Here is a 25,167-nt window from a genome sequence, read left to right as displayed (position 1 = left end):
ACAACCGGATACATCAGAAGCGAAGTCTTTTCAGAAAAACTTCGCCCCAATTAGTGTGCTAATGTGCTAACATCTAATCGTTCCTCCGTGGGGTAAAAATCGTTCCACCATGGTGGAACGATTTTTACCCCACGGAGGAACGATATTTTCCGCATGATGGAACGATTTAAGATTAGCACTCCAGGAACGAAATCCTAATAAATGAGGATTGTCCCTTCCGCAAGAATCCCTTTACTTTGCAGGCGCTAAAAAACCAGTTTATGAATAGATATAGAATTTTGACCGGTATCTTCTGCCTCCTGGCAACCGGCAACGTACTTGCCGAAGAGGCAGACACCTTGAAAGTGGTGGATGTAGAGGAAATAACCGTCATCGCCGCCCCCAAAGAAAACCGGAAACTGCGCGAGCAGCCCGCCGCCGTCACCCTGCTTTCGCAGCAGGACATGCAGAACGCACAGGTGAACTCCATCAAGAATCTGACATCCGTAGTGCCCAATATGTTTATCCCCGACTACGGCTCGCGACTGACTTCGGCAGTCTATATCCGCGGCATCGGCTCGCGCATCAACACTCCCTCCGTAGGACTTTATGTAGACAATATACCTTATATAGACAAGTCAGCCTTCGACTTCAGCTATGCCGACGTAGAGCGCATCGACGTGCTACGCGGTCCGCAGGGCACGCTCTACGGGCGCAATGCCATGGGCGGATTGATTAAGGTGCACACCAAATCGCCCTTCTCCTACCAGGGGACGGACTTCCGCATGGGGGCAGGTACGTACAATGCCTATAATACCTCGCTGACCCACTATCACCGCCTTTCGGAACGGTTCGCCTTTTCCACCGGAGGTTTTTACGATTATCAAGGAGGATTCTTCCGCAACACGGTGAGGGACGAGAAAGCGGACAAGGGGCAATCGGCAGGCGGACGCATCCGCGCCATCTACCTCCCCTCGGACAACTGGAAGGTGGACCTAAACATCAACTACGAATACAGCGACCAGGGTGGCTACCCGTATTTCTACCAAGGCAGCCTGGCCCCCGAAGCACAGAGCGAGCCGCTGAAGCCCTACATCGGAAAAATCTCCAATAACGCCCGTAGCAACTACTACCGCAACCTGCTGAACACGGGTCTGAACCTGGAATACCAGGCACAGCACTTCACGTTGAGCATGGTCACCGGCTACCAGTTTCTAAAGGACTGCATGGACATAGACCAGGACTTCACCGCCAACGACATCTATACCCTGCAACAGAAACAACGCTCCCACGCACTGAGCGAGGAAATCATCTTGAAGAGTAAAAGCGGTAGCCGCTGGCAATGGACCACCGGCGCCTTCGGCTTCTACCAATGGCTGAATACGGAAGCTCCCGTCACTTTCAGGGAAGCCGGAATGGGGATGCTGAATCAGATGTTGGGCAGTGTCATCCCATCGCAAATACAAGTAGAGATGGGACCATCCATGAGTATGAATATCCTGCCCTCACTGGGCATCAGCAGCCGGACCATGCCCATCGGGGGCAGTTTCGACACTCCGCTGCTGAATGGGGCACTCTTTCATCAATCCACCTTCAGAGATTTATTCGGGCTGAAAGGAGTGTCGTTCACTGCCGGGTTACGCCTGGATTATGAGCGTATGAAGATGGATTACAACTCCGGCACCAGCCTGGACTACAAGGTGGGCATCAAGGGAGAAATGAAGCGGGGCGACGTCGTCATCCGCGAAATAGAGATGATGCCGGAGACGGCGCTGACCGTAGAGTCGCGCTACCAAGGAAACATTGATAAGGATTATCTTCAGCTGTTGCCCAAGTTTGCTTTGCAGTATGACTTTGCGCGAAACAGAGGAAATGTTTACGCTACGGTCAGCAAAGGTTACCGTTCGGGAGGCTACAACGTGCAGATGTTCTCCGACTTGCTGCAATCCAGTTTGAAGAATGACATGATGCGACAAAGCAAAGAGGCGATTATGCCCAACGTGCCGGATGCCTACAAAGAGCTGGTGGGCAAATACTTCCCCGATGCGGGAGAGAATCCGGATGCAAAATCCGCCACCGTCTACAAGCCCGAACAGACCTGGAACTACGAAATAGGAACACACTTGAATCTGCTGGACGGACGTCTGCATGCCGACGCCGCCATCTTCTGGCTGGAAACCCGCGACCAGCAGATTTCACGCTTCGCCCCAAGCGGACTGGGACGCGAAACGGCAAATGCCGGCAAAAGCCGCAGCCAGGGGGCAGAGGTTGCCTTGACGGCTGCCGTTGCTACGGACTTCACGCTGAATGCAAGTTATGGTTATACCTATGCCACCTTTAAGGATTACATCACCAACGAGAAAGTGAATGGGGAGCTTCAGGAAATCAGCTACAACGGCAAGTACGTACCCTTTGTTCCCAAGCATACCATGAACGTGGGCGGTCAGTACATCTTCCGCATCCGTCCGGGGCACTGGCTGGACCGCATCCAGCTGAACGCCAACTACACCGGTGCCGGGCGCATCTACTGGACCGAGAAGAATACCGTGAGCCAAGCCTTCTACGGCACGCTGAACGGACGTATCAGCTTCCAGAAAGGACATGGACAGATTGATTTCTGGGTGCGCAATGCCCTCAACAAGGATTACGCCTCCTTCTACTTCGAGAGTATGGGGAACGGATTTATGCAGAAAGGACGTCCCGTGCAGGCAGGGATAGAGCTGCGATGCAGATTCTAATTTCCTTATTCATTGATAGCTCCGCAATGCGGGCAGACTCCCTTCTCCCTCAGTTTCTGCCCGCATCTGCCACAACGATAGCGTGAAGCCAGCAGCGAAATGCGAAGCCTTTTGAGGAATACCCATACAAAAGCGGTCAAAAACAAGTATCCGACGTAGATAGATGTAGTCAGGATAAAGAAAAAATAACAGAAGATGCAGCAGGAGGCCAGCCCCAACAGATAGAATACGGCCGCCGCCGGACTTAACTGGCGAAACAAATCGTCGAGTACCGCCAGCAACACCACTATAAACAGCCAGATACCCATCAGAAAAGCAGAAAGCACAAGCGGTACCTTGAACGGCGACAAGGTAGGATTAAAATAGAAGTGTTGCCACGTCTCCGGCGCAAACACTTGTATAGATTCGTAAATAGTGGCACAGAACGCCATCAGCAGACATAGCAACAACGGATAGAGACTGTCTATATCATTAAAGTACACCATCCTCAACTGTTTGCGCCGAAAAGCCCGGAACAGCCAGACTGCCACAAACAAGGCAAAAATAATGATAAAATAAGAGGCATGGGTATCACTGAACAAGTAGATGGCCTGCGAAATGCTGTCTGTAGGAACAAAGGCATGCATCATTTCGGACTCCCGCAACCAACCCTGCACTTCCTGCGAATGGGCAAGCTTCACCCATACACTATCCACACTGTCGGCAGGATGGATGGCGAACTCGGCAACCACCACGCGGTCTCCCCGATAAAGCATATTATAGCAGTCCTTCACGGGCAGACAAGCCAAATTCACAGAATCTGCCAGCACTTCCAGATTGGTATTCCAAGTATAATGCCGCTCAAAAAGATAGGCCAGCGAATCACGCGTCTCCTTAGACAGATGTTCATCTTCAAGATTAGGACGGGAATAATGGCAGGAAACTAAAGCAATGAAGCATGAAAAATAAAGAATGCAGAATAGGAGGGAACGCAGTGAACGCAAAGGATGTTTGTCCCTGCCCGCTTCCCGGTACCGGTCATTTGCCAGCCTTTCATTATGTGCCCGTTCCTCACTCCTCATTTTCAAGTCTTTATTAGTAATTCCTCATTCTTCGTCCTTCATTAAAGCGGCTCTTCATGAGCAATGACTTTCATCTGGCAATTCTTGCAATCAAAAGACAAGCGGAAACGCTTGCCGTCCGTCCCAACCAAATAATAAGGTTCCCTATAAGGAGAATGTCCTTTCTGATAGGTGGGACACCATCCCATACTGAAACGCAGGCAATGTTTGCAGAACATGAGTACAGCATCCGGAACCGCTTGTGCCTCGTAGGCAGGTGCTATAGACGAAAGTCCATGCTCACGGTAAAAACTCCGGGCAGCACTGTTCATCACATTGCCCAGATAGGTCAGTGAAGTAGCAGGGAAAGCATGGCTTGTCGGTTTCCAGACAGCCAACTCACGACGATAAGTAACACGCCGAGCCACAATCAGCCTATCCATCACCTGCCGACGCCAGTCTGCCACCACGGAAGCAGGAAGAAACCAGTTTTCAGAGAGATTGAGCCTGATACCCGACGCCTCTTCTGATAAATGCCCGGCTACCTCGAAAGGGGTATTCCCCAACTTAGCCAGTTGGCTGCGCAGATTATCCGCCTGTGGCGTGCGTGCCGGTTCTTTCGGATAAGGGAAAGAGAGTGTCACGCGGTTATCATCTTCGTCCGCAGCCGTCAGGCTGAAACCGAAAGAAGTATCTGCCAACTCCCAACAAACACCGATTTTGCGTTCGGAGGATTTACGGGTAAGGATACGTTCAAACTCCTGGTCGAAATTGCGATAAAGCCGTGTACGAGGTTTGATGCGAGGCACTTCCCCTGCCGGATAGAGTTTGTTACCATCCACCCGGTTGATGCGGAAACCTTGCAAACGTCCCTGCTCATCCAGAAAACAGACACCGTCTCCGTTGTGGAAAGGCTTTACGCCTGCCACCGTAATATATCCACCGCGCTGTTCCTTCAAAGTGCCCATCTCCTCTCCCAAAGATTTGGGCGTATCGAACGAAGTGATCTCCCCTCCCCTTCCTTGCAGGAAATAATGGGTGAAACCGCGGCTGAAACTCTTGTCCAACTGTGGCTGGAAATCGAAACGGCAGGTGCCCGAAGAAGCACGGGCATATTCCTTGCGACGGGCAAAAATGGCATCGAGCTTCCTACGGTAAGCCGCCGTCACATTCTTCACATAGGTCACATCCTTCAAGCGGCCTTCTATCTTCAGCGAAGTGGCTCCGGCATCCAGCAGTTCTTCCAACACCTCGCTTTGGTTGAGGTCCTTCAAAGAAAGCAGATGCTTATTACGCACAATGGTCTTGCCATCGGCATCTACCAGACTGAAGGGTAAACGGCAGAATTGCGCACATTCCCCCCGGTTGGCACTCCGTCCGAAACAAGCCTGGCTGACATAGCACTGCCCGCTATAACTGACGCAAAGAGCCCCGTGTACAAAGACTTCGAGCGGCACGTCGGGACACGCCTCATGGATACCGCGTATCTCCTGCAAAGAAAATTCGCGTGCCAACACCACCTGACGGAAACCGGCATCGGCAAGGAAACGTACTTTCTCCGGCGTACGGTTATCCATCTGCGTACTGCCATGCAACGGAATGGGCGGCAAATTCAACCGCGTAATCCCCATATCCTGTACAATCAGTGCATCCACACCGATGCGGTACAGCTTCCAAATCATCCTCTCCGTCTCTTTCAGCTCTTCTTCTTTCAGAATGGTATTGACCGTCACATAGATACGGGCATTATACAGATGGGCATGCTCCACCAAAGCGGCAATATCCTCCAAAGAGTTGACAGCAGCCGCACGCGCACCGAACTTGGGTGCACCGATGTATACCGCATCTGCCCCATGATTCACAGCTTCTATGCCACACTCCAAATTCTTGGCAGGAGCCAGCAGCTCTATTTTACGTTGCTTTATCATCGTTTAGTTACGAGTAACTCACCCTATTTCATTAATATTATACGGCGTCTCCTGATATACAAAATAATTCAGCCAATTGGAGAACAACAGATTGGCATGGGCACGCCAACGCACCAGCACTCCTTTGTCCGGGTCATCGTCCACATAGTAGTTACGGGGTATCTCAATGGGCAGGCCCTTATTCAAGTCACGGCGATACTCTGTATCCAATGTCAGCGGGGAGTATTCCGAATGGCCGGTCACGAAGAACTCACGCCCTCCACGGGCCACCGCCATATATACACCAGCATCCTCCGACTCGGAAAGCAGCGTCAATTCCGGAACCTTCTGTATATCTTCCCGGCGCACTTCCGTGTGGCGGCTATGCGGCACATAGAACATATCATCAAATCCACGGAAAATGGGATGCAACGGTTGCAAGGTACGATGTTCAAAGATACCGAACATCTTCTTATCCAGTGCATACTTCGGCACTCCATAATGATGATAGAGCCCTGCCTGCGCCGCCCAGCAGATGTAGAGCGTAGAGGTGACATGCGTACGCGCCCAGTCGAAGATTTCAGTAATCTCATCCCAATAAGTCACCTCCTCAAAATCCATCTGCTCTACCGGAGCACCGGTGATAATCATGCCATCGTACTTTTCACCGCGCATCTTGTCGAAATCCGTATAGAATGTTTTCATGTGTTCTATCGGAGTGTTCTTGGAAGTATGGCTTTTTATCTTCATGAACGAGATTTCCACCTGAAGCGGAGTATTGGAAAGCAGACGCACCAGGTCCGTTTCCGTTGTAATCTTTAGCGGCATCAAGTTCAGAATCACGATACGCAGCGGACGGATATCCTGCTGGGTTGCCCGGGAATTGTCAATGACAAAAATATTCTCCTCTTTCAGCAACTCGATAGCGGGTAGTTTATCGGGTAAATTTAAAGGCATGAGTTTATATCTATGGTTTAACTTATTACTGTCTACGATTTTAGCGTGTAAAGTTAGGCAAAAAATCAGAGTGTGATAAATAAATTATAAAAGTTTTATCGATTTATCCCTCTTCATTTAACACGTTTAATTACATTTGTACCCGAAACCTATTAAAAGTTATTAAAAAATAAGATTAAAAAGCACTGCGGCATCAAGCGTGATACTGATAATTAGCATCCAAAAGCGTAAAAGACTTTTCCATACCGGTTATAGCTCTGCTAAATCCATATTTTTAAGACAAGGTTCATTGAGTATAATTGGGAAAGCGGAAAAACCGTTGCCCCACAATAATAATATAATGAAGAAACTTATTCTTGCAAGAGGAGTCTTGGCTGCCTCTTTATTCTGCTGCATGTCCTTAGGGAATACAGCTTGTGTGAACCGGATTGACGAAGAATCAGAAGCGGAAATCGAGGAAGGGACGACACCTATCACGTTCTCTATCAAAATGGAAAAGGCCAGTACCAAGGTCACAAACACCGCCTTTGAAAAAGGAGACAGAATGGGCTTGTTTGCAACCACTTCCTCCGGCTCCATCAAGGGAAAACGGTATATTGACAATCTGGCCCTGGAATATACGGAAGGCTCCACACTGGTTCCCAAAAAGACAGTATTCTATCCGGAAGGAGATGTGTCACTGGACTTTATCAGTTACCACCCTTACCAAACCGAAGGGGTAGCTGCCGGTACACCCGTTCTTCCCGTATCTGTGCAGATAGACCAGAGCAATGAGAAAAACCGCGCACAAAGTGACTTCTTGGTAGCTAAAGCGCAAGGAATCACCAGTAAAACCAAATCTGTAACCCTGGAGTTCCAACACAAGCTGTCCAAACTGGCAATCTCTCTGACACCCGACGCAAGCAACTCTGCCAATGATTTGCTGAAAGCCAATCCGCGTATCATCGCAACCGGGCTCAAGACCTCGGCCGATTATAATCTGGAAGACGGGACTTTCAGTAATCTTACGGGGACACAAGACATCATAGCCTCCGGCGAATGGAGCGTCAAAGACAACAAACTTACCGGCAAGGAATTCATCATCATACCCCAAACGATAAATGATGGCAAGCAATCCTTCATTATGGAGTGGAGCGGACGTATATACAGTTGTGCAATACCCGAAGTGGAAATGAGTAGCAGCACGCAATGTATCATTAACATATCAGCCATGCAGAGCAACAGCAACGTACTGAGCAGTTTTGCCGGAAAAATCAAGGAATGGAGCAGCCTCCCTCCCATCGACACCGACAATATGGAAGATTACACTGCCATACATATCTCCGCTCTCTCCTTTTCTCTTTCAAATGTGTACAGAATTTATCACGAAGGGATACCCATTGCAGAAGTCTGCAAGGAATATCTCAAATCAGCGTCATTGACTTCCAGAGCCGTTATAGCCTATCCCATAGGCGAAAATGAAAAGACCGACCTGAGCAATGGAGTCATCCTACAGCTTGCAGACCGTAAAGACACCATCTGCGGAGGAAGAATAAGCTGGAATACAGACGACTATGGATTTACCTACACTAAAGGGGAATATACCGGCATAGACAAGCTCTATATAGACAATAACCATAAGCTACTTCTGGATAAACCGGAAAACGCCATCAAAGTGAATGTGGCATGCTACACCCTTCGAGACATCAGAAAAGGAGTGTCTACCGAATACCCCATTGTCAAGATTGGAGCCCAATACTGGATGGGTAAAGAGCTCCATGCCACCACCTACCGTGACGGAGCTCCCTTGAAAAAACAGAGTGACTTGGGAACAGACAAAGCCGGATATTACAAGCCGGACAAATATGACATTTATTTTTACAATGGAGAATCCATACTGGCAGGAGAGCTGGCTCCCGAGGGCTGGAAAATTCCATCGGATGCAGACTGGGAACAGCTGAAAAACTACACCGGCAACGATGCCTCCATACTAAAAGCAGGAGAATGGCAGGCAATGGTATCCGGTGAAGTTGCCCCCGTCAACAACCATACCCGGTTCAATGCTTTCCCGGTAGGAATGTGGTACAACAAAGGACACAACAGCCCCAATAAAATGACCGCCTTTTGGAGTTGGGATCATACAAAGCATACCCTTTCGGAAAGCACCATTTATTTTCTCGGCGAAAGCGACGAGTTTGTATCAAGCACTGCCCATGTCACCGGTAAGCCCTACTATAAAGCTCTTTCCATCCGCTGTATAAAAGAATAGCCGGCAATTTCGGCATTTCTCATTTCTTTTTTGTATTTTTGTTCCCAATGTGCAAGATTTTTGCCAATCGGACAAAGATAACGAAAGAGAAATGAGAGTAATCGACCTGATAAACAGTAACGAAAAAACAGCTTTTTCCTTTGAAATATTGCCACCACTGAAAGGTACGGGCATCGAAAAGCTGTATCAAACCATAGATACGTTACGGGAATTCGACCCCAAATACATCAACATCACCACGCACCGCAGCGAGTACGTGTACAAAGACCTCGGCAACGGATTGTTCCAGCGAAACCGCCTGCGCCGCCGCCCCGGCACCGTAGCCGTAGCTGCTGCCATCCAGAACAAGTACAACATCACCATGGTGCCGCACATCCTTTGCAGCGGCTTCACCCGCGAAGAGACGGAGTACGTGCTGCTCGACCTGCAATTCCTCGGCATCACCGACCTGCTGGTGCTTCGTGGCGACAAGGCAAAGCACGAATCCTCTTTTATCCCCGTGGGCAACGGTTACCACCACGCCGTCGAACTACAAGAGCAAATCAATAACTTCAATAAAGGTATTTTTGTGGACGGCTCCGAGATGAAAGTTACCAATACCCCGTTTTCATACGGTGTGGCGTGCTATCCGGAAAAGCATGAAGAAGCCCCCAACATGGATACAGACATCTACTGGCTGAAGAAAAAAATGGAAATGGGTGCAGAGTATGCCGTGACCCAGCTCTTCTACGACAACCGGAAATATTTCGACTTCGTGGAACGTGCCCGTCAAGCCGGTGTCACCATCCCGATTATCCCGGGCATCAAGCCCTTCAAGAAGTTGTCACAACTCAGCATGATACCCAAGACGTTCAAGGTAGATTTGCCCGAGGAACTGACCCAAGAGGTTCTGAAGTGCAACACCGATGCGGAAGCTCAGCAAGTGGGTATCGAATGGTGCGTGCAGCAGTGCAAAGAGCTGATAGCCCATGGCGTCCCAAGCCTCCACTTCTACTCGGTAGGAGCCACAGACAGCATCAGGGAAGTAGCCAAACAAATCTACTAAACAATGGACAATCAACAGTTGACAATTGACAACTGGCAGTGTCACAAGTAATAACTTATAACTAATTAACCCGTGTTCAGTTTCAAGGACATAATAGGCCAAGAGGTAGCCAAACAAAGGCTGATACAAGAAGTGCAGGAAGGACGTATTCCCCACGCACAACTTTTCTGTGGCCCTGCCGGAGTAGGAAAACTCCCATTGGCACTTGCCTATGCCCGCTACATCTGCTGTCCCAACCGGACGGAAACCGATGCCTGCGGTACTTGTCCCTCCTGCGTAAAATGGAACAAGCTGGTGCACCCGGACGTACACTTCGTATACCCTATCGTCAAGAGTGCCAAAGGGAAAAAGGAAGTCTGCGACGACTATATCGCCAACTGGCGGCACCTGCTGCAGAACAGCCCCTACTTCGGACTGAACCATTGGCTGAACGAGATGGATGCCGAAAACGGACAAGCCATCATCTATGCCAAGGAAAGCGACGAGATAACCCGCAAGCTGAGTCTGAAATCCAGTGAAGGAGGTTACAAAGTCACCATCGTATGGCTACCCGAAAAGCTGCATGAAGTATGCGCCAACAAGCTGCTGAAACTGCTGGAAGAGCCACCCGAGAAAACGATATTCCTCCTCATCTCCGAAGCTCCGGAAATGATACTGCCCACCATCCTCAGCCGCACGCAGCGCTTCAACATTCCCAAGATTGAAGAAGCCGACATAGCCGAAGCCCTGCAGCAGAAGTACGGAGTGCAGCCCCGCGACAGCGAGACGATAGCCCACCTGGCAAACGGAGACTTCATCAAAGCATTGGAGACCATCCATCTGAACGAAGAGAACGAACTGTTCTTCAACCTCTTTGTCAGCCTGATGCGACTCTCCTACCAGCGCAAGATACGGGAAATGAAACAATGGAGCGAGCAGCTTGCTGCCATGGGACGCGAACGGCAGAAGAACTTCCTGGACTACTGCCAGCGCATGACCCGCGAGAACTTCATCTACAACCTGCACCGCAAGGAGATGAACTACATGACGCTGCCCGAACAGAACTTCGCCACCCGCTTCGCTCCCTTTGTCAACGAACGGAACGTCATGGGGATCATGGACGAACTAAGTGAAGCACAACGCCACATCGAGCAGAACGTAAACGCCCGCATGGTGTTCTTCGACTTCTCTCTCAAAATGATTGTTTTATTGAAACAATGAAAAGTGGCAAAATAATGAAATGCAAAGTATCAAATCGTAAATAGTAAATAGTCAAATAGTAAATAAATAGATGATGGAATTTAAACTACATAACGGAAGCGGAGGTCTCTGCTGCAAGAGTTGCGGCAGGCAGGACAAGCAACTGAACACCTACGACTGGCTGGCAGACATTCCGGGCAATGCCGATGAGAGCGAGCTGGTAGAGGTTCAGTTCAAGAATACCCGCAAGGGATATTTCCGCAACAGCAACAAGATACCTCTGGAGAAAGGCGACATCGTAGCCGTAGAAGCCACCCCCGGACATGATATCGGTGTGGTGACCCTGACCGGACGTCTCGTGCCGCTGCAAATGAAGAAAGCCAATATCAAGTCTGAGGCAGACATCAAACGCATCTACCGCAAGGCGAAGCCCGTAGATATGGAGAAGTACAACGAGGCAAAAGCCCGTGAACACTCCACCATGATACGCTCGCGTCAGATAGCCCTGGACCTCAACCTCAACATGAAGATTGGAGACGTGGAATATCAAGGAGACGGCAACAAGGCCATCTTCTACTACATAGCCGACGAACGGGTGGACTTCCGCCAGCTCATCAAGGTACTTGCCGACGCTTTCCGCGTGCGTATCGAGATGAAACAGATTGGTGCCCGCCAGGAAGCCGGACGCATCGGCGGTATCGGTCCCTGCGGACGCGAGCTGTGCTGCGCCACCTGGATGACCTCCTTCGTATCGGTATCCACCAGCGCGGCGCGCTTCCAGGACATTTCACTGAATCCGCAGAAGCTTGCCGGACAATGCGCCAAACTGAAGTGCTGCCTCAACTACGAAGTAGACTGCTACGTGGAAGCACAGAAACGCCTGCCCTCACGCGAGATTACCTTAGAGACCAAAGACGGTGAGTTCTTCTTCTTCAAAGCCGACATTCTGAGCAACCAGATAACCTACTCGAGCGACAAGAACATCCCCGCCAACCTGGTGACCATCAGCGGCAGACGCGCCTTCGAGATTATCGGTTTGAACAGACGTGGCATCAAGCCCGACAGCCTGATAGAAGAAACCCATCGTTCCGAACCCAAAAAGCCGGTGGACTTGCTGGAACAAGAGAGCCTCACCCGCTTTGACCGCAGCCGGAAAGGCAAGAGTGGCAGTGACGGCAACGGTGGCGAGAACAGCAACAACAGCCGTAACAAGAGAAAGAAAAAGAGTGGAAACGGTCGTCCGCAAGGAGGTGAGCAGCAGGGTGCTCCGCAATCCAACAACCAGAGAGAACAATCCAGGCAAGACCGGCAACCGAGACAGAAACAAGACCGGCAAGCACCCAAACAAGGTGAACAGCAACAAGGCGAACGTCAACAACGGAACAATAACAACCGTCGTCCGCCCCGTAACAATAAGCCCAAACCTCAAGGTGAAAGACCTGCCCAAAATGACAAACCGGCTCAAGAATAGGAATCTCTGCCTGAAAGGTATCATACTACTGTTTGTCGCAAGCCTGCTGAGCGCTTGCGACAAACAGACTGTATACCATTCCTTCCAATCCCTTCCCACCGAAGGCTGGCTGCGCGAAGACACGCTCTCTTTCGACGTGAAGGTCACCGACTCACTGACCTACTACAAACTGTCTTTGGAAGTTCGTAACCGAAGCAACTACCCCTATCAGAATCTACCTCTATCCATCTGCTACACCACCGCAGATTCCATTCCGTCACCCACGGACACCATACAGCTAATCCTCGCGGACAAAGAAGGAATCTGGAAAGGTGACGGCTGGGGAGGTCTCTATCAGACTGCCGTCTCCGCAGGAAGCGTTCGAATCGGCAAACCCGGCACCTACCTCTTTAAAGTGGCCTATACGCTACCGGACGAAAGGCTGCAAGGAATCAATGACATCGGCATCAAACTGAAGAGATAGGAACTCCCTATTGTTCTTTATTACCTTCTTCTAACAACCACCTCAGTCTCCCACTCACGTCTCCTTGAAGCGGAAACGGGCGGGGTATCATAACTTGCCCTCTTACCTCGTAGCGTTACGTCTTTTACGCCAGGATGTAACGACCGTTACACCAGCATGTAAAGGGCGTTACAATATAGCGTAAAAGTCGTTACGATACAGCGTAAAGGACGTTACAATGCGATGTAACGGCCGTTACATTACGATGTAAACAATGTGTAAATGCAATGTAATGATAATCAAGTCCATTCGTATGTCCCACAAGGAAACGGTCATAACTAAATTCGGCGATTACGTCCCGCATCAATCCGCAGGAAAATAAACAGCAGGATTGTGAATCCCCAAAGAGAAGAACCTCCGTAACTGAAGAAAGGCAACGGGATACCGATGACGGGGGTCAGTCCCAGCACCATGCCTATATTGATGAATAGATGGAACAAGAATATACTAAGCACAGAGTAACCATACACCCGGCCAAAGGGAGATTGCTGCCGCTCGGCCACGGCAATCAGCCGTAAAATAAGAATAAGGAACAGTAACAGTACAGCCGTAGACCCTACGAATCCTTCCTCCTCACCCACGGTGCAAAAAATGAAGTCCGTATCTTGCTCCGGCACATACTTCAGCTTTGTCTGCGTACCATTCAAGAAACCTTTGCCGGTCAGCCCCCCGGAGCCGATGGCTATCTTCGACTGGTTCACGTTATAGCCGGCACCAGCAAGGTCCTCTTCCATACCGAGCACCACCTTGATACGTATCTGTTGATGGGGCTCCAGCACTTTATTGAAGAAGTAGTCGCTGGAGTAGAGGAAACCTATCGAACCCAAAGCAAACAGCCCAATCAGAAAATAAGATAAATGGCGCTCGCTTAAAGAAAGAAAGACAAGATACCCGACAACAAGTGCACAAAGCCCCCACTGCACCCACACCAAGTTGAAGGGTACCACGTATTCCGAAATCAGATAAGCCACGAGCAGCACTCCCAGCGAACCGCCGATAATATTCCGCGTGGGTTCCCAACGTTTTTTATAAACCCATACCATGCCTCCGGCAAAAAGCAGTACCATCAGCAGCACGGCAAATTCTCCGATAGGCGTCGGCGTATCGGCAATCATCACCGCATCAAAACGGATACCCACCACGAAGTAGACCACTGCACATATACCCGAGAACAGCACCACGCCCGGCATTCCCTCCCGATAAAGCATCAGGAAAAATGCAGAGTACACCAATGCCGAACCCGTCTCCCGCTGCAGGATAATCAGCAACATGGGGAAGAGAATCAGGAAAGCCAGCATAAGAGAGCTTTTCCAGTTCTTCATCGTAAACGAGTAGGCGCTCATATACTTGGCAAGTGCCAGCGCCGTGGCAAACTTGGCAAACTCCGCCGGCTGCAAACTGACCGGCCCCAGGATGAGCCACGACCGCGACCCTTTTGTGTCGGGCGCAATGAATATCGTGACAATCAGCAACAGCATCAGCCCTATATATATAAGGTAGGAGAACATGTCATAGAGGGAATCGTCCAGCATCAGCAGCACAAACCCCAGCCCGAAGGAACATATAATCCAGACAAACTGCTTGCCGGCACGCGTAGAGAAGTCCAGAAAGTCACGGTCACCATAATCATAACTCGCCCCACAGACACTGAACCAGCCGAATACAATCAGCAGCAGGTAAACGACAATCGTCACCCAGTCCAATGATTTCCATATGCTATCTCTCCTTGTCACCAATTTATTTACGATTTTACGATTTACTATTTACTATTGAAGTCACTCACCGTTCATCCCCAACCCCTCATCATCATCTCTCCTCATCTCCGTAAAGTATCACCCGGTTACTGAATTCTTCCGCCCGTATCTCATTCTCGGGCGACAACTTTCCATGCAGATACTGGTCCATCATCATGGCACCGATAGGTACGCCATACGTGGCACCGAAACCACCGTTCTCCACATAGACGGCAATGGCTATCTTAGGGTTGTCCATCGGGGCAAAGCCCATAAAGACAGAATGGTCCTTGCCGCGGTTCTGTGCCGTGCCCGTCTTTCCGCAGACCTCCACACCCGGCAGGATGGCTCCCGCCATGCGGCAAGTGGCGCTACCCGTACTTCCGTCTACGGCGGCACGCATACCTTTCACCACCATTTCATAATATTCGCGGTCGATGGTGGGATAACGGGGATTGCGATAGATGCTGTCCAGTTCATTGTCTTCTATCTCCTTCACGATGTGCGGAGTAATGAAATGCCCCCGGTTGGCAATGGTGGCACCCAGATTGGCTATCTGCAACGGGGTGGCAAGAATCTCTCCCTGCCCGATGGAGATACTAATCACCGTCAGACCGTTCCACGAACCCCGATAGGGCTTGTCGTAGAACTTGGCATTCGGTATCAGTCCACGCTGTTCGCCGGGGAGGTCGGTACCGAGCCGATAGCCGAAGCCCTGCGATACCATGTGGTCTTTCCATACGGTAATGGCATTCTGCGGCGAACCGTATTTTTTATCACCGAACATGCGATACAATCCCCAACAGAAATAGGAATTACAAGAGGTCGCGATGGCAGGAATCAGCGACAGAGGCGAACCATGTCCGTGACATCCCACATGAAGGCCTTTATGATTGAAACCATGCGCACAAGGGAAAGTCGGATAATCTTCGTGGATAATCTCTTCTTGAAGGAAAGTCAGTGCCTGCGCCGTCTTGAAGGTGGAGCCCGGCGGATAAGCTCCCATGATGGCACGGTTCAACAAAGGCTTCCGCTTGTCCATCTGCAACAGGCGGTGGTTCTTTCCCCGCTGGCGCCCTATCATCAGATGAGGGTCAAAGGTAGGCGAGGAAACCATACATAGAATCTCACCCGTAGCCGGTTCGATGGCCACAATGGCACCGATTTTGTGTTGAAGCAGTCGTTCTCCCAACATCTGAAGGTCAATGTCGATGCCCAACGTCAGGTTCTTGCCGGGTACGGAGGAACGGTCCAACTGTCCGTCCATGTAGTGTCCCTGGATACGCCCGTGAGCGTCACGAAGCAGAATCTCCACCCCCTTCTCTCCACGCAGATACTTTTCATAGGATTTCTCGATGCCTTGCTTGCCTATATAGTCTCCGCGAATATAATAGTCATCGTTCTCAATGTCTTTCTTGGACACTTCGCCGATGTCTCCCAGCAAATGGCCGGCAGAGTTATAGGTATATTGGCGGATAGTACGCCGCTGAATATAGAAACCTGGAAATTTGAACAGCTTCTCCTGAAACACACCGCACTCTTCGGCAGAAAGCTGCGTCATGAACACCTGATGGGTGTATTTGGAATAACCGGGGTTCATCCAGCGGTTCTTGACGTCCTTCATCCGTTTGTCAAACTGTTCACGGGTAATGTTCAAGGCGCTGCAAAGGTCGAGTGTATCCAGCTGCGTCACCTCCCGAGGCACAAACGTAATATCATAGGCAGGCTGGTTAAACACGAGCAACTTACCGTTACGGTCGTAGATAGCCCCCCGTGATGGATATTGTATCTTGTTCAGAAAAGCGTTACTGTCCGCGTTCTTCTTGTAGTCATCAGTCATGATTTGCAGGTCGAACAGCCGGAACACGTAAATAAGAACGATGACAATAGCCGCCGCTCCAATTACATATTTCCGCTTTTCCAGTGTATAGTCTTTCATCAATTCCTAATCCTTAATCCCTTTATCCTTTCTTTCTTATTCCCTCAACAGCCATAATGCAGGTCACAGTAAGCAGGGTACTTGCCGCAATTCTCAACAACAGCGTACCAATATGGGCAAAAGAGAAGAATTCGAGGGTAAGCAACAAGCCGTGATGTATCAGCACACTCACAACCAGATATTTCAGGAAAGGAAGAATCCCCATTGTACGGATGGCCGGAACCAGTGTATCCAGCGTGTCACGAGGCACGAACAGCCGCAGGAAAGTGGGGCGCAAGAAAGCCAGCAACACCGTAGCGGCAGCGTTCATCCCCGGTGTGTCGGAAAAGACGTCGACAGCCAGCCCTAAAAAGAATGCCCACAACATCAACGCATTGCGGGGAGTGTCCGACTCAAACTTCAGTATCAAGTAGATATACAGAAATGGAGTGGCATATCCTGCAATATGCACATTGTTCAATATCAGCACCTGCAACAGTACCAAGCCTATGAACCATCCTATTTTATGCAGATAATTAATTAACAACGCTAATGAGTTATAAGTTACGAGTTACAAGTTATTGAGTGTATAAGTTATAAGATATAAAGATGATTAATCCCTAATCCTTAACCCCTAATCCCTAATTTCTTAGTCACTTCTCGTCCGCCCTCGACTCCAATGCCTTTTGTTCATCCTGCCCGTTGCGGGAAATGACGCGCACATTGCTCACCTTTCCAAAGTCCGTAGCCAGCTTTATCTTCAACAGATACGAAAGTCCGTCGTGCGAGTCAGACATGTCATCCACTGTCCCCACCATGACACCTTCGGGAAACACGGTGGAATAGCCGCTGGTCACTACTGTATCTCCCAGATTGAATTCGGCATGCCGGGGCAAATCCTTCAGATAGGCAAAACGGGAGTCACCTCCCTCCCACTTCAGATAACCGAAATAATCACTGCCCACAATCTTACAGCTGATGCTTGACTTGCTGTTCAGCAACGGAATGACCAACGAGTAATGGGGAGAGGTCTTATACACAATACCCACCACGCCATTGGCATCTACAACTCCCATCTCAGGACGGATACCTTCTGTTGTTCCACGGTCTAAAGTGATATAATTGTCAGCCTTGTTCAAGCTGTTCTTTATGACATTCGCCTTGAATATCTGATACTCCGTAGGAGCAAGCCGTTCCATGCTGTACAACCTGGCGGAGTCCAATCCTTTCTCCTTCAAGACATTTTCCAGAAAGGAAAGCCGCTGCTCCAACCACATATTACGGTCGAGCAGGTCCTCATTGGCCGTCTTCAGATGGAAATAAGAAGTGATGCCACCCGATATTTCATAAACCTTCCCCGCCACGCCATTGGCAGAGGTGAAATACACACTCTGCTGGTAATGATTAAAGCGAAATAATAAAATAAAACTGGCAACCTCTAACAGAAGAAAGAGGAACCAGTAATTATATTTAATGAGAAAGTTTAATAAATTCCGCATTACCGCATCAAGAATGAGAAGCGGTCAACGTTCTTCAATGCCACGCCCGTACCTTTGGCAACGGCATGCAAGGGGTCTTCCGCAATGTGGAACGGTATGTTTATTTTATCAGTCAGACGCTTATCCAGTCCACGAAGCAATGCACCGCCACCGGCAAGGTAGATACCGTTGTGAACGATGTCGGCATACAATTCGGGAGGCGTATTTTCCAATGCGCTCAAGATGGCTGTCTCAATCTTAGAGATAGACTTCTCCAGACAGTGCGCCACTTCTTGATAGCATACCGGCACTTCCATAGGCAATGCCGTAATGCGGTTCGGACCATGAACGATATAATCTTCGGGAGCATCCTCACCAAGTTCCGTCAAGGCAGCACCCACATTAATCTTAATACGCTCAGCCATACGCTCGCTGACCTTCACGTTGTGCTGGCGGCTCATATATTCCTGAATATCGGCAGTCAGGTCGTCACCGGCAATACGGATGGAGTTGTTGCTTACGATACCTCCCAAAGAGATAACGGCAATTTCCGTAGAACCACCACCTATGTCAACAATCATGTTGCCTTCGGGAGCCTCTACATCGATACCGATACCGATGGCAGCAGCCATCGGCTCGAAAATCAGATAAACGTCGCGCCCGCCGGCATGCTCGGCAGAGTCGCGCACGGCACGCAGCTCCACTTCGGTACTGCCCGAAGGAACACCAATCACCATGCGGAGTGACGGAGAGAAAAGACGGTTACGGTTGTTCACCATCTTGATAAGTCCGCGTATCATCTGCTCGCAGGCATAGAAGTCGGCAATCACACCATCGCGCAACGGACGGATGGTTCGTATGTTTTCGTGGGTCTTTTCGTGCATCATCTTTGCCTTGTCACCCACGGCAATCATCTTATCGGTACGACGGTCCAAAGCCACCACCGAAGGCTCATCCACCACAATCTTGCCATTCGTGGTGATGATGGTATTGGCTGTGCCAAGGTCCATCGCTATTTCTTGTGTAAAGGAGAATAATCCCATTAATATTTACGATTTAACTATTTACGATTTACGATTGATATTCCTCTTGTTTACAATTTGAGATTCAGACTTACGATGTAACTTCAATCGTAAATCGTAAATCGTCAAATCGTAAATCCGAATTAGTGTTTAAAGTGACGGAACCCAGTAGTTACCATGGCAATGCCATGCTCGTTGCAATATTCAAACGAGAGTTCATCCTTGATACTTCCACCCGGCTGGATGACGGCTGTTACGCCTTCATTGCCGGCAATTTCCACGCAGTCGGGGAAAGGGAAGAATGCGTCACTTGCCATTACAGCGCCATTCAAGTCGAAACCGAAGTTTTTGGCTTTCTCGATAGCCTGCTTCAAAGCATCCACACGGCTGGTCTGACCTACACCACTTGCCAACAACTGCTTTCCTTTTGCCAGCACAATGGCATTCGACTTACTGTTCTTCACAATCTTGTTTGCAAAGAGCATATCCTCAATTTCCTGTGCAGTGGGAGCCTTCGTAGTTACAGTCTTCAATTCTTCAGGAGTTTCCACCTTAAGGTCGCGGTCCTGAACCAATACGCCATTCAGCAAAGAACGGAACTGCTTCTTAGGCAGAGCTGCCGGCTTGCGGACCAGGATAATACGGTTCTTCTTCTGACCGAGGATTTCCAACGCATCCACATCATAATCGGGAGCGATAATCACCTCAAAGAAAATTTTATTGATTTCTTCGGCAGCAGCCTTGTCAATCACGGCATTAGTGATGAGCACACCACCAAAAGCGGATACCGGGTCACCGGCAAGCGCATCGTTCCATGCTTCGAGCACAGTGGGACGTGAAGCCAGTCCACAAGCATTATTATGCTTCAGGATAGCGAAAGTCGTATCCTTGAATTCGTCAATCAAGTCAACGGCAGCATTGATGTCGAGCAGGTTGTTATAAGAGATTTCCTTACCGTGAATCTGGTCGAACATAGCATCCAGATTGCCATAGAAATAACCTTTCTGATGCGGATTCTCACCATAGCGTAAAGTCTTCTGGCTGTTGGCAGAGCAACGGAAAGCGGAACCTTCCTCACCATCGAAATAGTTGAAGATGGCAGAATCATAGTGTGAAGACACTCCGAAAGCCTCTTTGGCAAACCAACGGCGTTCTTCGATGGTAGTAGTGGCTCCGTGTTCCATCAGCATGTCGCGGAACGGCTGATATTGTGCTTGCGAAGCGATGATAACCACGTCGTTATAGTTCTTGGCTGCGGCACGAATCAGAGAGATACCGCCTATGTCAATCTTTTCGATGATGGCAGGTTCTTCGGCACCACTGGCAACGGTAGCCTCAAACGGATAGAGGTCAACAATGACGAGGTCTATTTCGGGGATTTCATATTTTTCAATCTGTTGCATGTCTTGCTCCAATCCGCGGCGGCAAAGGATACCTCCAAAAACCTTCGGATGCAAAGTCTTCACGCGTCCGCCCAGGATGGAAGGGTATGTAGTGAGGTCTTCCACTGCCTTGCAGGGATAACCCAGGGATTCTATAAACTGACGGGTTCCACCGGTTGAGAGGAACTCTACACCTTCTTCATGCAGTTTGGTAATGATTTCGTCCAAACCTTCCTTATGGTAAACAGATACCAGAGCTGTTTTGATTCTTTTTGTTTCAGACATGGATTTGCGTATTAAAGTATGCGTATATTAGTATTTGATGTGCAAAGTTACAAATTTTGTTTATTCATACATACATTCATACACAATAAATTAGGTATAATTAAAAAAGGCGGCATCTGTTTCCAGTCTGCCGCCTTTTTTTAAAGGTTATTTTGTTGGTTTACCAAATAGATACACGTTTTTCTACCGGCAAGAACATCGGGTCTTTTTCTGTCACGTTGAATGCCTCATACCAAGCACCGATTTGCGGCAATGCACCGTTTACGCGCCATTCGCCCAATGAGTGCACATCACTTTTTGTGCGGTTCAGCACTTCTTCGGGACGGATATCATTAGCCCATACACCTGCGTATGCCAGGAAGAAACGTTGTTCGGGAGTAAGACCGTCCAGCACCGGCAGCGGATTGGCAGCCGTAGCTTTCTTGAATGCCTGATAAGAAACCTGCAGACCACCGTGGTCGGCAATATTCTCACCCAATGTCATGCGTCCGTTGGCATATACACCCGGAGCAACCTCGATGCTATCAAAGAAGTTTACCATCACCTGGGCACGCTCGTCAAAGTTCTTGGCGTCTTCAGCGGTCCACCAGTCTTTCAGGTTACCGTCCTTGTCGTACTGGCGGCCCTGGTCATCGAATCCGTGAGTCATTTCATGACCGATTACCACACCGATGGCACCGTAGTTAAAGGCGTCATCCGCATTCATATCGAAGAAAGGATATTGCAGGATACCGGCGGGGAAACAGATTTCGTTCGTAGTCGGGTTATAGTAAGCGTTGACGGTCTGCGGAGTCATCAGCCATTCGTCCTTATCCACCGGCTTGCCGGCCTTGGCTATCATTTCGGCATGGCTCCACTCGTTGGCACGTTCCATGTTTGCCCAGTAAGAGTCATTTTTGATTTCCAGTGTGGAGTAGTCTTTCCAAGTGTCGGGATAACCAATCTTCACATGGAAGGTAGCCAGTTTCTCCAGAGCTTTCACCTTAGTGGAATCACCCATCCAGGCAAGATTCTGAATACGTTCGCCCAAGCTTTCCTGCAAGTTCTTCACCAAAGTCACCATACGCTCCTTGGCAGCAGCAGGGAAATATTTCTCCACGTACATCTGACCTACAGCTTCGCCCAGCGCGCCGCTTACAGTGCTTACCGCTCTCTTCCAGCGGGGCTGCATCTCTTGTGTACCGCTCATGGTGCGGCTGTAGAAGTCGAAGTTCTGTTCTGCCATAGCATCGTTCAGCAAGCTTGCGGCAGAATCAATCAATTTCCATTGCAGATAAAGGCTCTGCTGTTCAATGGGCAGCGTATCCAGAATATCGGCAGCAGCTTTCAGTGAAGCGGGCTGGCCTACGATGATTTCCTTCACATCCTTCAAGCCCATGGCAGACAAATAAGCATCCCAATCGAAAGTAGGATAATTCTTCTTCAACTCTTCCATGCTCATCTTGTTATAATTGGCATGCGGGTCACGCAACTCCGTACGAGAGCGGAAAGCCTTGGCAAGACGTGTTTCCACATCCATCACCACCTCCATACCTTTCTTGGCAGTAGCCTCGTCGAAACCAGCCAACTGATACATCTTCTGTACATGTGTACGGAAAGCATCACGAATTTTGGCAGTAGCCTCATCATTCTCCAGATAGTATTCACGTTCGCCCATGCTCAGCCCGGTCTGATAGGTCTGTACAGCATTCATGCTACTGTTCATTTCGTCAGCGCCAACATACAGCACGTTGTAGGCGATGATACCCTTCTTCTGCATATCGCCCAGCAAGGCATAAAGCTCCTTCTTGTCCTTCAAAGCAGCCAGCTGGTCGAGTTCAGCCTTGATGGGAGCTACACCATCTTTGTTCAGCTTCACGCTGTCCATTACGATTTTGTACAAGTCACCGATTTTTTGTGCCACGCTGCCGGCTTCGTGCTGGGTGGCGGCAAGTTCTTCAATCAGTCCTTGAATCTGCTTGCGGTTGTTTTCTGCAAGGATAGTAAAAGAACCGTACTGTGAGTATTCAGCAGGAATCGGATTGTTCTTCATCCAACCGCCACATGCGTATTGGTAAAAGTCAGTTCCGGGTAGAGCCGTTGTGTCAAGATTGGCGAGCTGGATGCCTGCTGTAAGTTCAGCCTGCTGCTTGCCGGTGTTGCAGGAAGCCGTCATCAGACAGAATGCTGCAATGGGTAACAAATGATTTGCTTTCATAAACATATAAAATATAATAGTTAGTGATTCTCCAACTCTACAGTAGCCGCGTCCCACTCTTCCATCACGCGGTCAAGCTGCTCTTTCAGTTTTTGGTGCTGCTCATAAAGCGACATGTCCGAAGCACCTTCCGGTGTGGCCATCCTGGCCTCAAGAATGGCAATGGCAGCCTCCGTCTGCTCTATCTCCGCTTCACAATCGGCAACGCGACGTTCCAGTTTCTTGAGCTTCTTATTAAGCTCCTTCTGCTCCTCATAAGAGAGTTTGGCTGCCGAGGGTTGAACCGGTTCTGCACCAACATTTCCCGATGCCGCCTTACCGGCAGTGGGCGAAGCGGAAAGTGAAGGGGATTTCTGTAACTCATTCAGGCTCTCTATCTGCTTCTTTTGCAGGAAATCATAAATTCCTCCCAGATGTTCCTTCACCAGTCCGCCACCAAACTCGTACACTTTAGTCGCAAGTCCGTCCAGAAAATCACGGTCATGGCTGACTATTATCACCGTTCCGTCAAAATCGCGGATAGCCTCCTTCAACACATCTTTGGAACGCATGTCAAGATGATTCGTAGGTTCGTCGAGAATCAGGAAATTCACCGGCTCCAACAGCAGTTTTATCATGGCAAGCCGGGTACGCTCTCCACCGCTGAGCACCTTCACCTTTTTATCCGAAGCCTCACCGCCGAACATGAAAGCACCTAGAATATCACGGATTTTGAGGCGGATATCCCCTACGGCCACGCGGTCAATCGTATCGAATACAGTCAGGCTCTCATCCAAAAGCTGTGCCTGGTTCTGGGCAAAATATCCAATCTGCACATTATGTCCCAGTGTAAGCTTACCGGTATAATCCGTAATCTCACCCATAATACACTTTACAAGCGTAGACTTACCTTCGCCGTTCTTACCGACAAAAGCAACCTTCTCTCCTCGGTTGATAGTCAAATTCACATCGTGGAAAACAACGTGCCCACCGTAGGATTTCTCCATATCCTCGCAGATAACGGGATAATTACCGCTACGGCTACTGCAAACAAACTTCAGGCGCAAAGAGGAGTTGTCTTCCTCATCCACTTCGATGCGCTCTATCTTTTCGAGCTGCTTGATGCGGCTCTGCACTTGCACAGCCTTGGTAGCTTTGTACCGGAAACGTTCGATGAAATCTTCCGTATCTTGTATCTGCTTCTGCTGATTCTCGTAAGCACGTAGTTGCTGCTCCCGGCGCTCCTTGCGAAGCACCACAAACTCATCGTATTTCACTTTATAGTCGTAAATGCGTCCACAAGTTATTTCGATGGTACGCGTAGTGACATTGTTCAAAAAGGCGCGGTCGTGGCTGACAAGCACCACCGCATTGGCACGGGTGGAAAGGAAGTTCTCCAACCACTGGATACTCTCGATGTCAAGGTGGTTGGTAGGCTCGTCGAGCAGCAACACATCCGGACGGCGAAGCAACAGCTTGGCAAGCTCTATACGCATACGCCAACCACCGGAAAACTCGCTTGTAGAGCGGTCAAAGTCCTCGCGGCTGAAGCCCAGCCCTTGGAGCGTGCGCTCTATTTCGGCACGGTAGTTGGTGCCGTCCATCATCAGAAAACGTTCGTTTTCGTGAGTGAAGCGGTCAATCAGTTTCTGGTAATCCTCGCTGTCGTAATCGGTACGTTCGGCAAGTTGCCGATTCATGCGTTCGATGCCCGCCTGCATCTCAAAAATATGCTCGAAGGCAAGTTCAGCCTCCTGCATTACGGTGCGCTTGTCACTGAGTATCATCACTTGGGGCAAATACCCGATAGTACATTCGCGAGGAACGGCAACAATGCCGGCAGTGGGCTGCTGAATGCCAGCCAATATCTTGAGCATGGTGGACTTACCGGCACCATTCTTGCCGACAAGAGCTATACGGTCTTTCTTATTGATAACATAAGAGACGTCTTCGAACAGAGGAGTGGCATTAAATTCTACCTTCAGTCCTTCTACAGATATCATAGTGTCAATGAATTTATCGTTCAAGACTGCAAAGGTAGCGATTTTCAACGTTATACAATATCATACGCTCACATAATTACATCAAATATCCAAGAAAGAGAACA

17 protein-coding genes are annotated in these 25,167 nt (G+C 49.4%); 6 read left to right on the top strand and 11 right to left on the bottom strand.

Going from position 1 to position 25,167, the window contains the following annotated elements:
* The first annotated feature begins 260 nt into the window (after nt 1-260).
* Entirely contained in the window at nt 261-2,717 is a 2,457-nt protein-coding gene (locus tag DW800_RS14760; RefSeq protein ID WP_117703569.1) for a TonB-dependent receptor, read from the top strand.
* Between the two features lie 5 nt (nt 2,718-2,722).
* On the opposite strand, the gene DW800_RS14755 is transcribed toward DW800_RS14760, so the two are convergent.
* The 3 genes from DW800_RS14755 to metA are packed head-to-tail and all read right to left on the bottom strand — an operon-like array spanning nt 2,723 to nt 6,621.
* On the bottom strand, nt 2,723-3,778 hold the full coding sequence (locus tag DW800_RS14755) for a hypothetical protein (RefSeq protein WP_005828525.1): 1,056 nt from the start codon (nt 3,776-3,778) through the stop codon (nt 2,723-2,725).
* A 41-nt stretch (nt 3,779-3,819) separates the two neighbouring features.
* A complete protein-coding gene (locus DW800_RS14750) occupies nt 3,820-5,685 on the bottom strand; it encodes a peptidase U32 family protein (protein ID WP_119958162.1) in 1,866 nt (621 codons plus the stop codon).
* Between the two features lie 18 nt (nt 5,686-5,703).
* Nucleotides 5,704-6,621 carry a homoserine O-succinyltransferase gene (gene metA / locus DW800_RS14745; RefSeq protein ID WP_005828529.1) on the bottom strand — a complete coding sequence of 306 codons (918 nt, stop codon included), beginning with the start codon at nt 6,619-6,621 and terminating at the stop codon, nt 5,704-5,706.
* Between the two features lie 340 nt (nt 6,622-6,961).
* On the opposite strand from metA, the gene DW800_RS14740 reads away from it, so the two are divergent.
* The 5 genes from DW800_RS14740 (at nt 6,962) to DW800_RS14720 (ending at nt 13,027) form a co-directional block, all read left to right on the top strand.
* Nucleotides 6,962-8,869: a fimbrillin family protein gene (locus DW800_RS14740; RefSeq protein ID WP_022402253.1), complete on the top strand. Its 1,908-nt coding sequence runs from the start codon at nt 6,962-6,964 to the stop codon at nt 8,867-8,869.
* A 91-nt stretch (nt 8,870-8,960) separates the two neighbouring features.
* Nucleotides 8,961-9,914, top strand: coding sequence for a methylenetetrahydrofolate reductase [NAD(P)H] (gene metF, locus DW800_RS14735; RefSeq protein ID WP_005834956.1), 954 nt, complete (start codon nt 8,961-8,963; stop codon nt 9,912-9,914).
* Between the two features lie 72 nt (nt 9,915-9,986).
* Nucleotides 9,987-11,114 carry a DNA polymerase III subunit delta' gene (gene holB, locus DW800_RS14730; protein WP_005834952.1) on the top strand — a complete coding sequence of 376 codons (1,128 nt, stop codon included), beginning with the start codon at nt 9,987-9,989 and terminating at the stop codon, nt 11,112-11,114.
* A gap of 73 nt (nt 11,115-11,187) precedes the next feature.
* On the top strand, nt 11,188-12,564 hold the full coding sequence (gene ricT / locus DW800_RS14725; protein WP_181981456.1) for a regulatory iron-sulfur-containing complex subunit RicT: 1,377 nt from the start codon (nt 11,188-11,190) through the stop codon (nt 12,562-12,564).
* On the top strand, nt 12,542-13,027 hold the full coding sequence (locus DW800_RS14720; RefSeq protein WP_009037256.1) for a gliding motility lipoprotein GldH: 486 nt from the start codon (nt 12,542-12,544) through the stop codon (nt 13,025-13,027). Before ricT ends, DW800_RS14720 begins: the two co-directional genes overlap by 23 nt.
* A 317-nt stretch (nt 13,028-13,344) precedes the next feature.
* Here the strand turns inward: DW800_RS14720 and rodA are convergent, their stop codons facing one another.
* The 8 genes from rodA to abc-f form a co-directional block, all read right to left on the bottom strand.
* The gene (gene rodA, locus DW800_RS14715; protein WP_061412063.1) at nt 13,345-14,802 is read right to left on the bottom strand and encodes a rod shape-determining protein RodA; all 1,458 of its coding nucleotides are present in this window, start codon (nt 14,800-14,802) and stop codon (nt 13,345-13,347) included.
* Between the two features lie 70 nt (nt 14,803-14,872).
* Complete coding sequence (mrdA, locus tag DW800_RS14710) at nt 14,873-16,741, bottom strand: penicillin-binding protein 2 (protein ID WP_034523063.1); 1,869 nt, start codon at nt 16,739-16,741, stop codon at nt 14,873-14,875.
* A 19-nt stretch (nt 16,742-16,760) separates the two neighbouring features.
* Nucleotides 16,761-17,264: a rod shape-determining protein MreD gene (gene mreD / locus DW800_RS14705; protein ID WP_005828540.1), complete on the bottom strand. Its 504-nt coding sequence runs from the start codon at nt 17,262-17,264 to the stop codon at nt 16,761-16,763.
* A 106-nt stretch (nt 17,265-17,370) separates the two neighbouring features.
* On the bottom strand, nt 17,371-18,216 hold the full coding sequence (gene mreC, locus DW800_RS14700; protein WP_117878721.1) for a rod shape-determining protein MreC: 846 nt from the start codon (nt 18,214-18,216) through the stop codon (nt 17,371-17,373).
* A complete protein-coding gene (locus tag DW800_RS14695) occupies nt 18,216-19,238 on the bottom strand; it encodes a rod shape-determining protein (RefSeq protein WP_005828544.1) in 1,023 nt (340 codons plus the stop codon). Before DW800_RS14695 ends, mreC begins: the two co-directional genes overlap by 1 nt.
* Nucleotides 19,239-19,360: 122 nt before the next feature.
* A complete protein-coding gene (gene purH, locus DW800_RS14690; RefSeq protein ID WP_005828546.1) occupies nt 19,361-20,884 on the bottom strand; it encodes a bifunctional phosphoribosylaminoimidazolecarboxamide formyltransferase/IMP cyclohydrolase in 1,524 nt (507 codons plus the stop codon).
* 160 nt (nt 20,885-21,044) lie between these two features.
* Entirely contained in the window at nt 21,045-23,081 is a 2,037-nt protein-coding gene (locus DW800_RS14685; protein ID WP_009037259.1) for a M13 family metallopeptidase, read from the bottom strand.
* A 20-nt stretch (nt 23,082-23,101) separates the two neighbouring features.
* The gene (abc-f, locus tag DW800_RS14680) at nt 23,102-25,063 is read right to left on the bottom strand and encodes a ribosomal protection-like ABC-F family protein (protein WP_119958176.1); all 1,962 of its coding nucleotides are present in this window, start codon (nt 25,061-25,063) and stop codon (nt 23,102-23,104) included.
* Between the last annotated feature and the right edge of the window lie 104 nt (nt 25,064-25,167).

Origin of the sequence: Bacteroides sp. AM32-11AC (assembly GCF_003603515.1) — a bacterium.
In the GTDB taxonomy this organism is placed as follows: Bacteria; Bacteroidota; Bacteroidia; order Bacteroidales; family Bacteroidaceae; genus Bacteroides; species Bacteroides uniformis.
This window is presented reverse-complemented; position numbering and strand designations above follow the sequence as displayed.

Excerpts from the sequence above, each read along its gene's own strand:
- DW800_RS14760 (WP_117703569.1), top strand. The coding sequence starts at position 261 with ATGAATAGATATAGAATTTTGACCGGTATCTTCTGCCTCCTGGCAACC.
- DW800_RS14755 (WP_005828525.1), bottom strand. The coding sequence starts at position 3,778 with ATGAGGAGTGAGGAACGGGCACATAATGAAAGGCTGGCAAATGACCGG.
- DW800_RS14750 (WP_119958162.1), bottom strand. The coding sequence starts at position 5,685 with ATGATAAAGCAACGTAAAATAGAGCTGCTGGCTCCTGCCAAGAATTTG.
- metA (WP_005828529.1), bottom strand. The coding sequence starts at position 6,621 with ATGCCTTTAAATTTACCCGATAAACTACCCGCTATCGAGTTGCTGAAA.
- DW800_RS14740 (WP_022402253.1), top strand. The coding sequence starts at position 6,962 with ATGAAGAAACTTATTCTTGCAAGAGGAGTCTTGGCTGCCTCTTTATTC.
- metF (WP_005834956.1), top strand. The coding sequence starts at position 8,961 with ATGAGAGTAATCGACCTGATAAACAGTAACGAAAAAACAGCTTTTTCC.
- ricT (WP_181981456.1), top strand. The coding sequence starts at position 11,188 with ATGGAATTTAAACTACATAACGGAAGCGGAGGTCTCTGCTGCAAGAGT.
- DW800_RS14720 (WP_009037256.1), top strand. The coding sequence starts at position 12,542 with ATGACAAACCGGCTCAAGAATAGGAATCTCTGCCTGAAAGGTATCATA.
- mreC (WP_117878721.1), bottom strand. The coding sequence starts at position 18,216 with ATGCGGAATTTATTAAACTTTCTCATTAAATATAATTACTGGTTCCTC.
- DW800_RS14695 (WP_005828544.1), bottom strand. The coding sequence starts at position 19,238 with ATGGGATTATTCTCCTTTACACAAGAAATAGCGATGGACCTTGGCACA.
- purH (WP_005828546.1), bottom strand. The coding sequence starts at position 20,884 with ATGTCTGAAACAAAAAGAATCAAAACAGCTCTGGTATCTGTTTACCAT.
- DW800_RS14685 (WP_009037259.1), bottom strand. The coding sequence starts at position 23,081 with ATGAAAGCAAATCATTTGTTACCCATTGCAGCATTCTGTCTGATGACG.
- abc-f (WP_119958176.1), bottom strand. The coding sequence starts at position 25,063 with ATGATATCTGTAGAAGGACTGAAGGTAGAATTTAATGCCACTCCTCTG.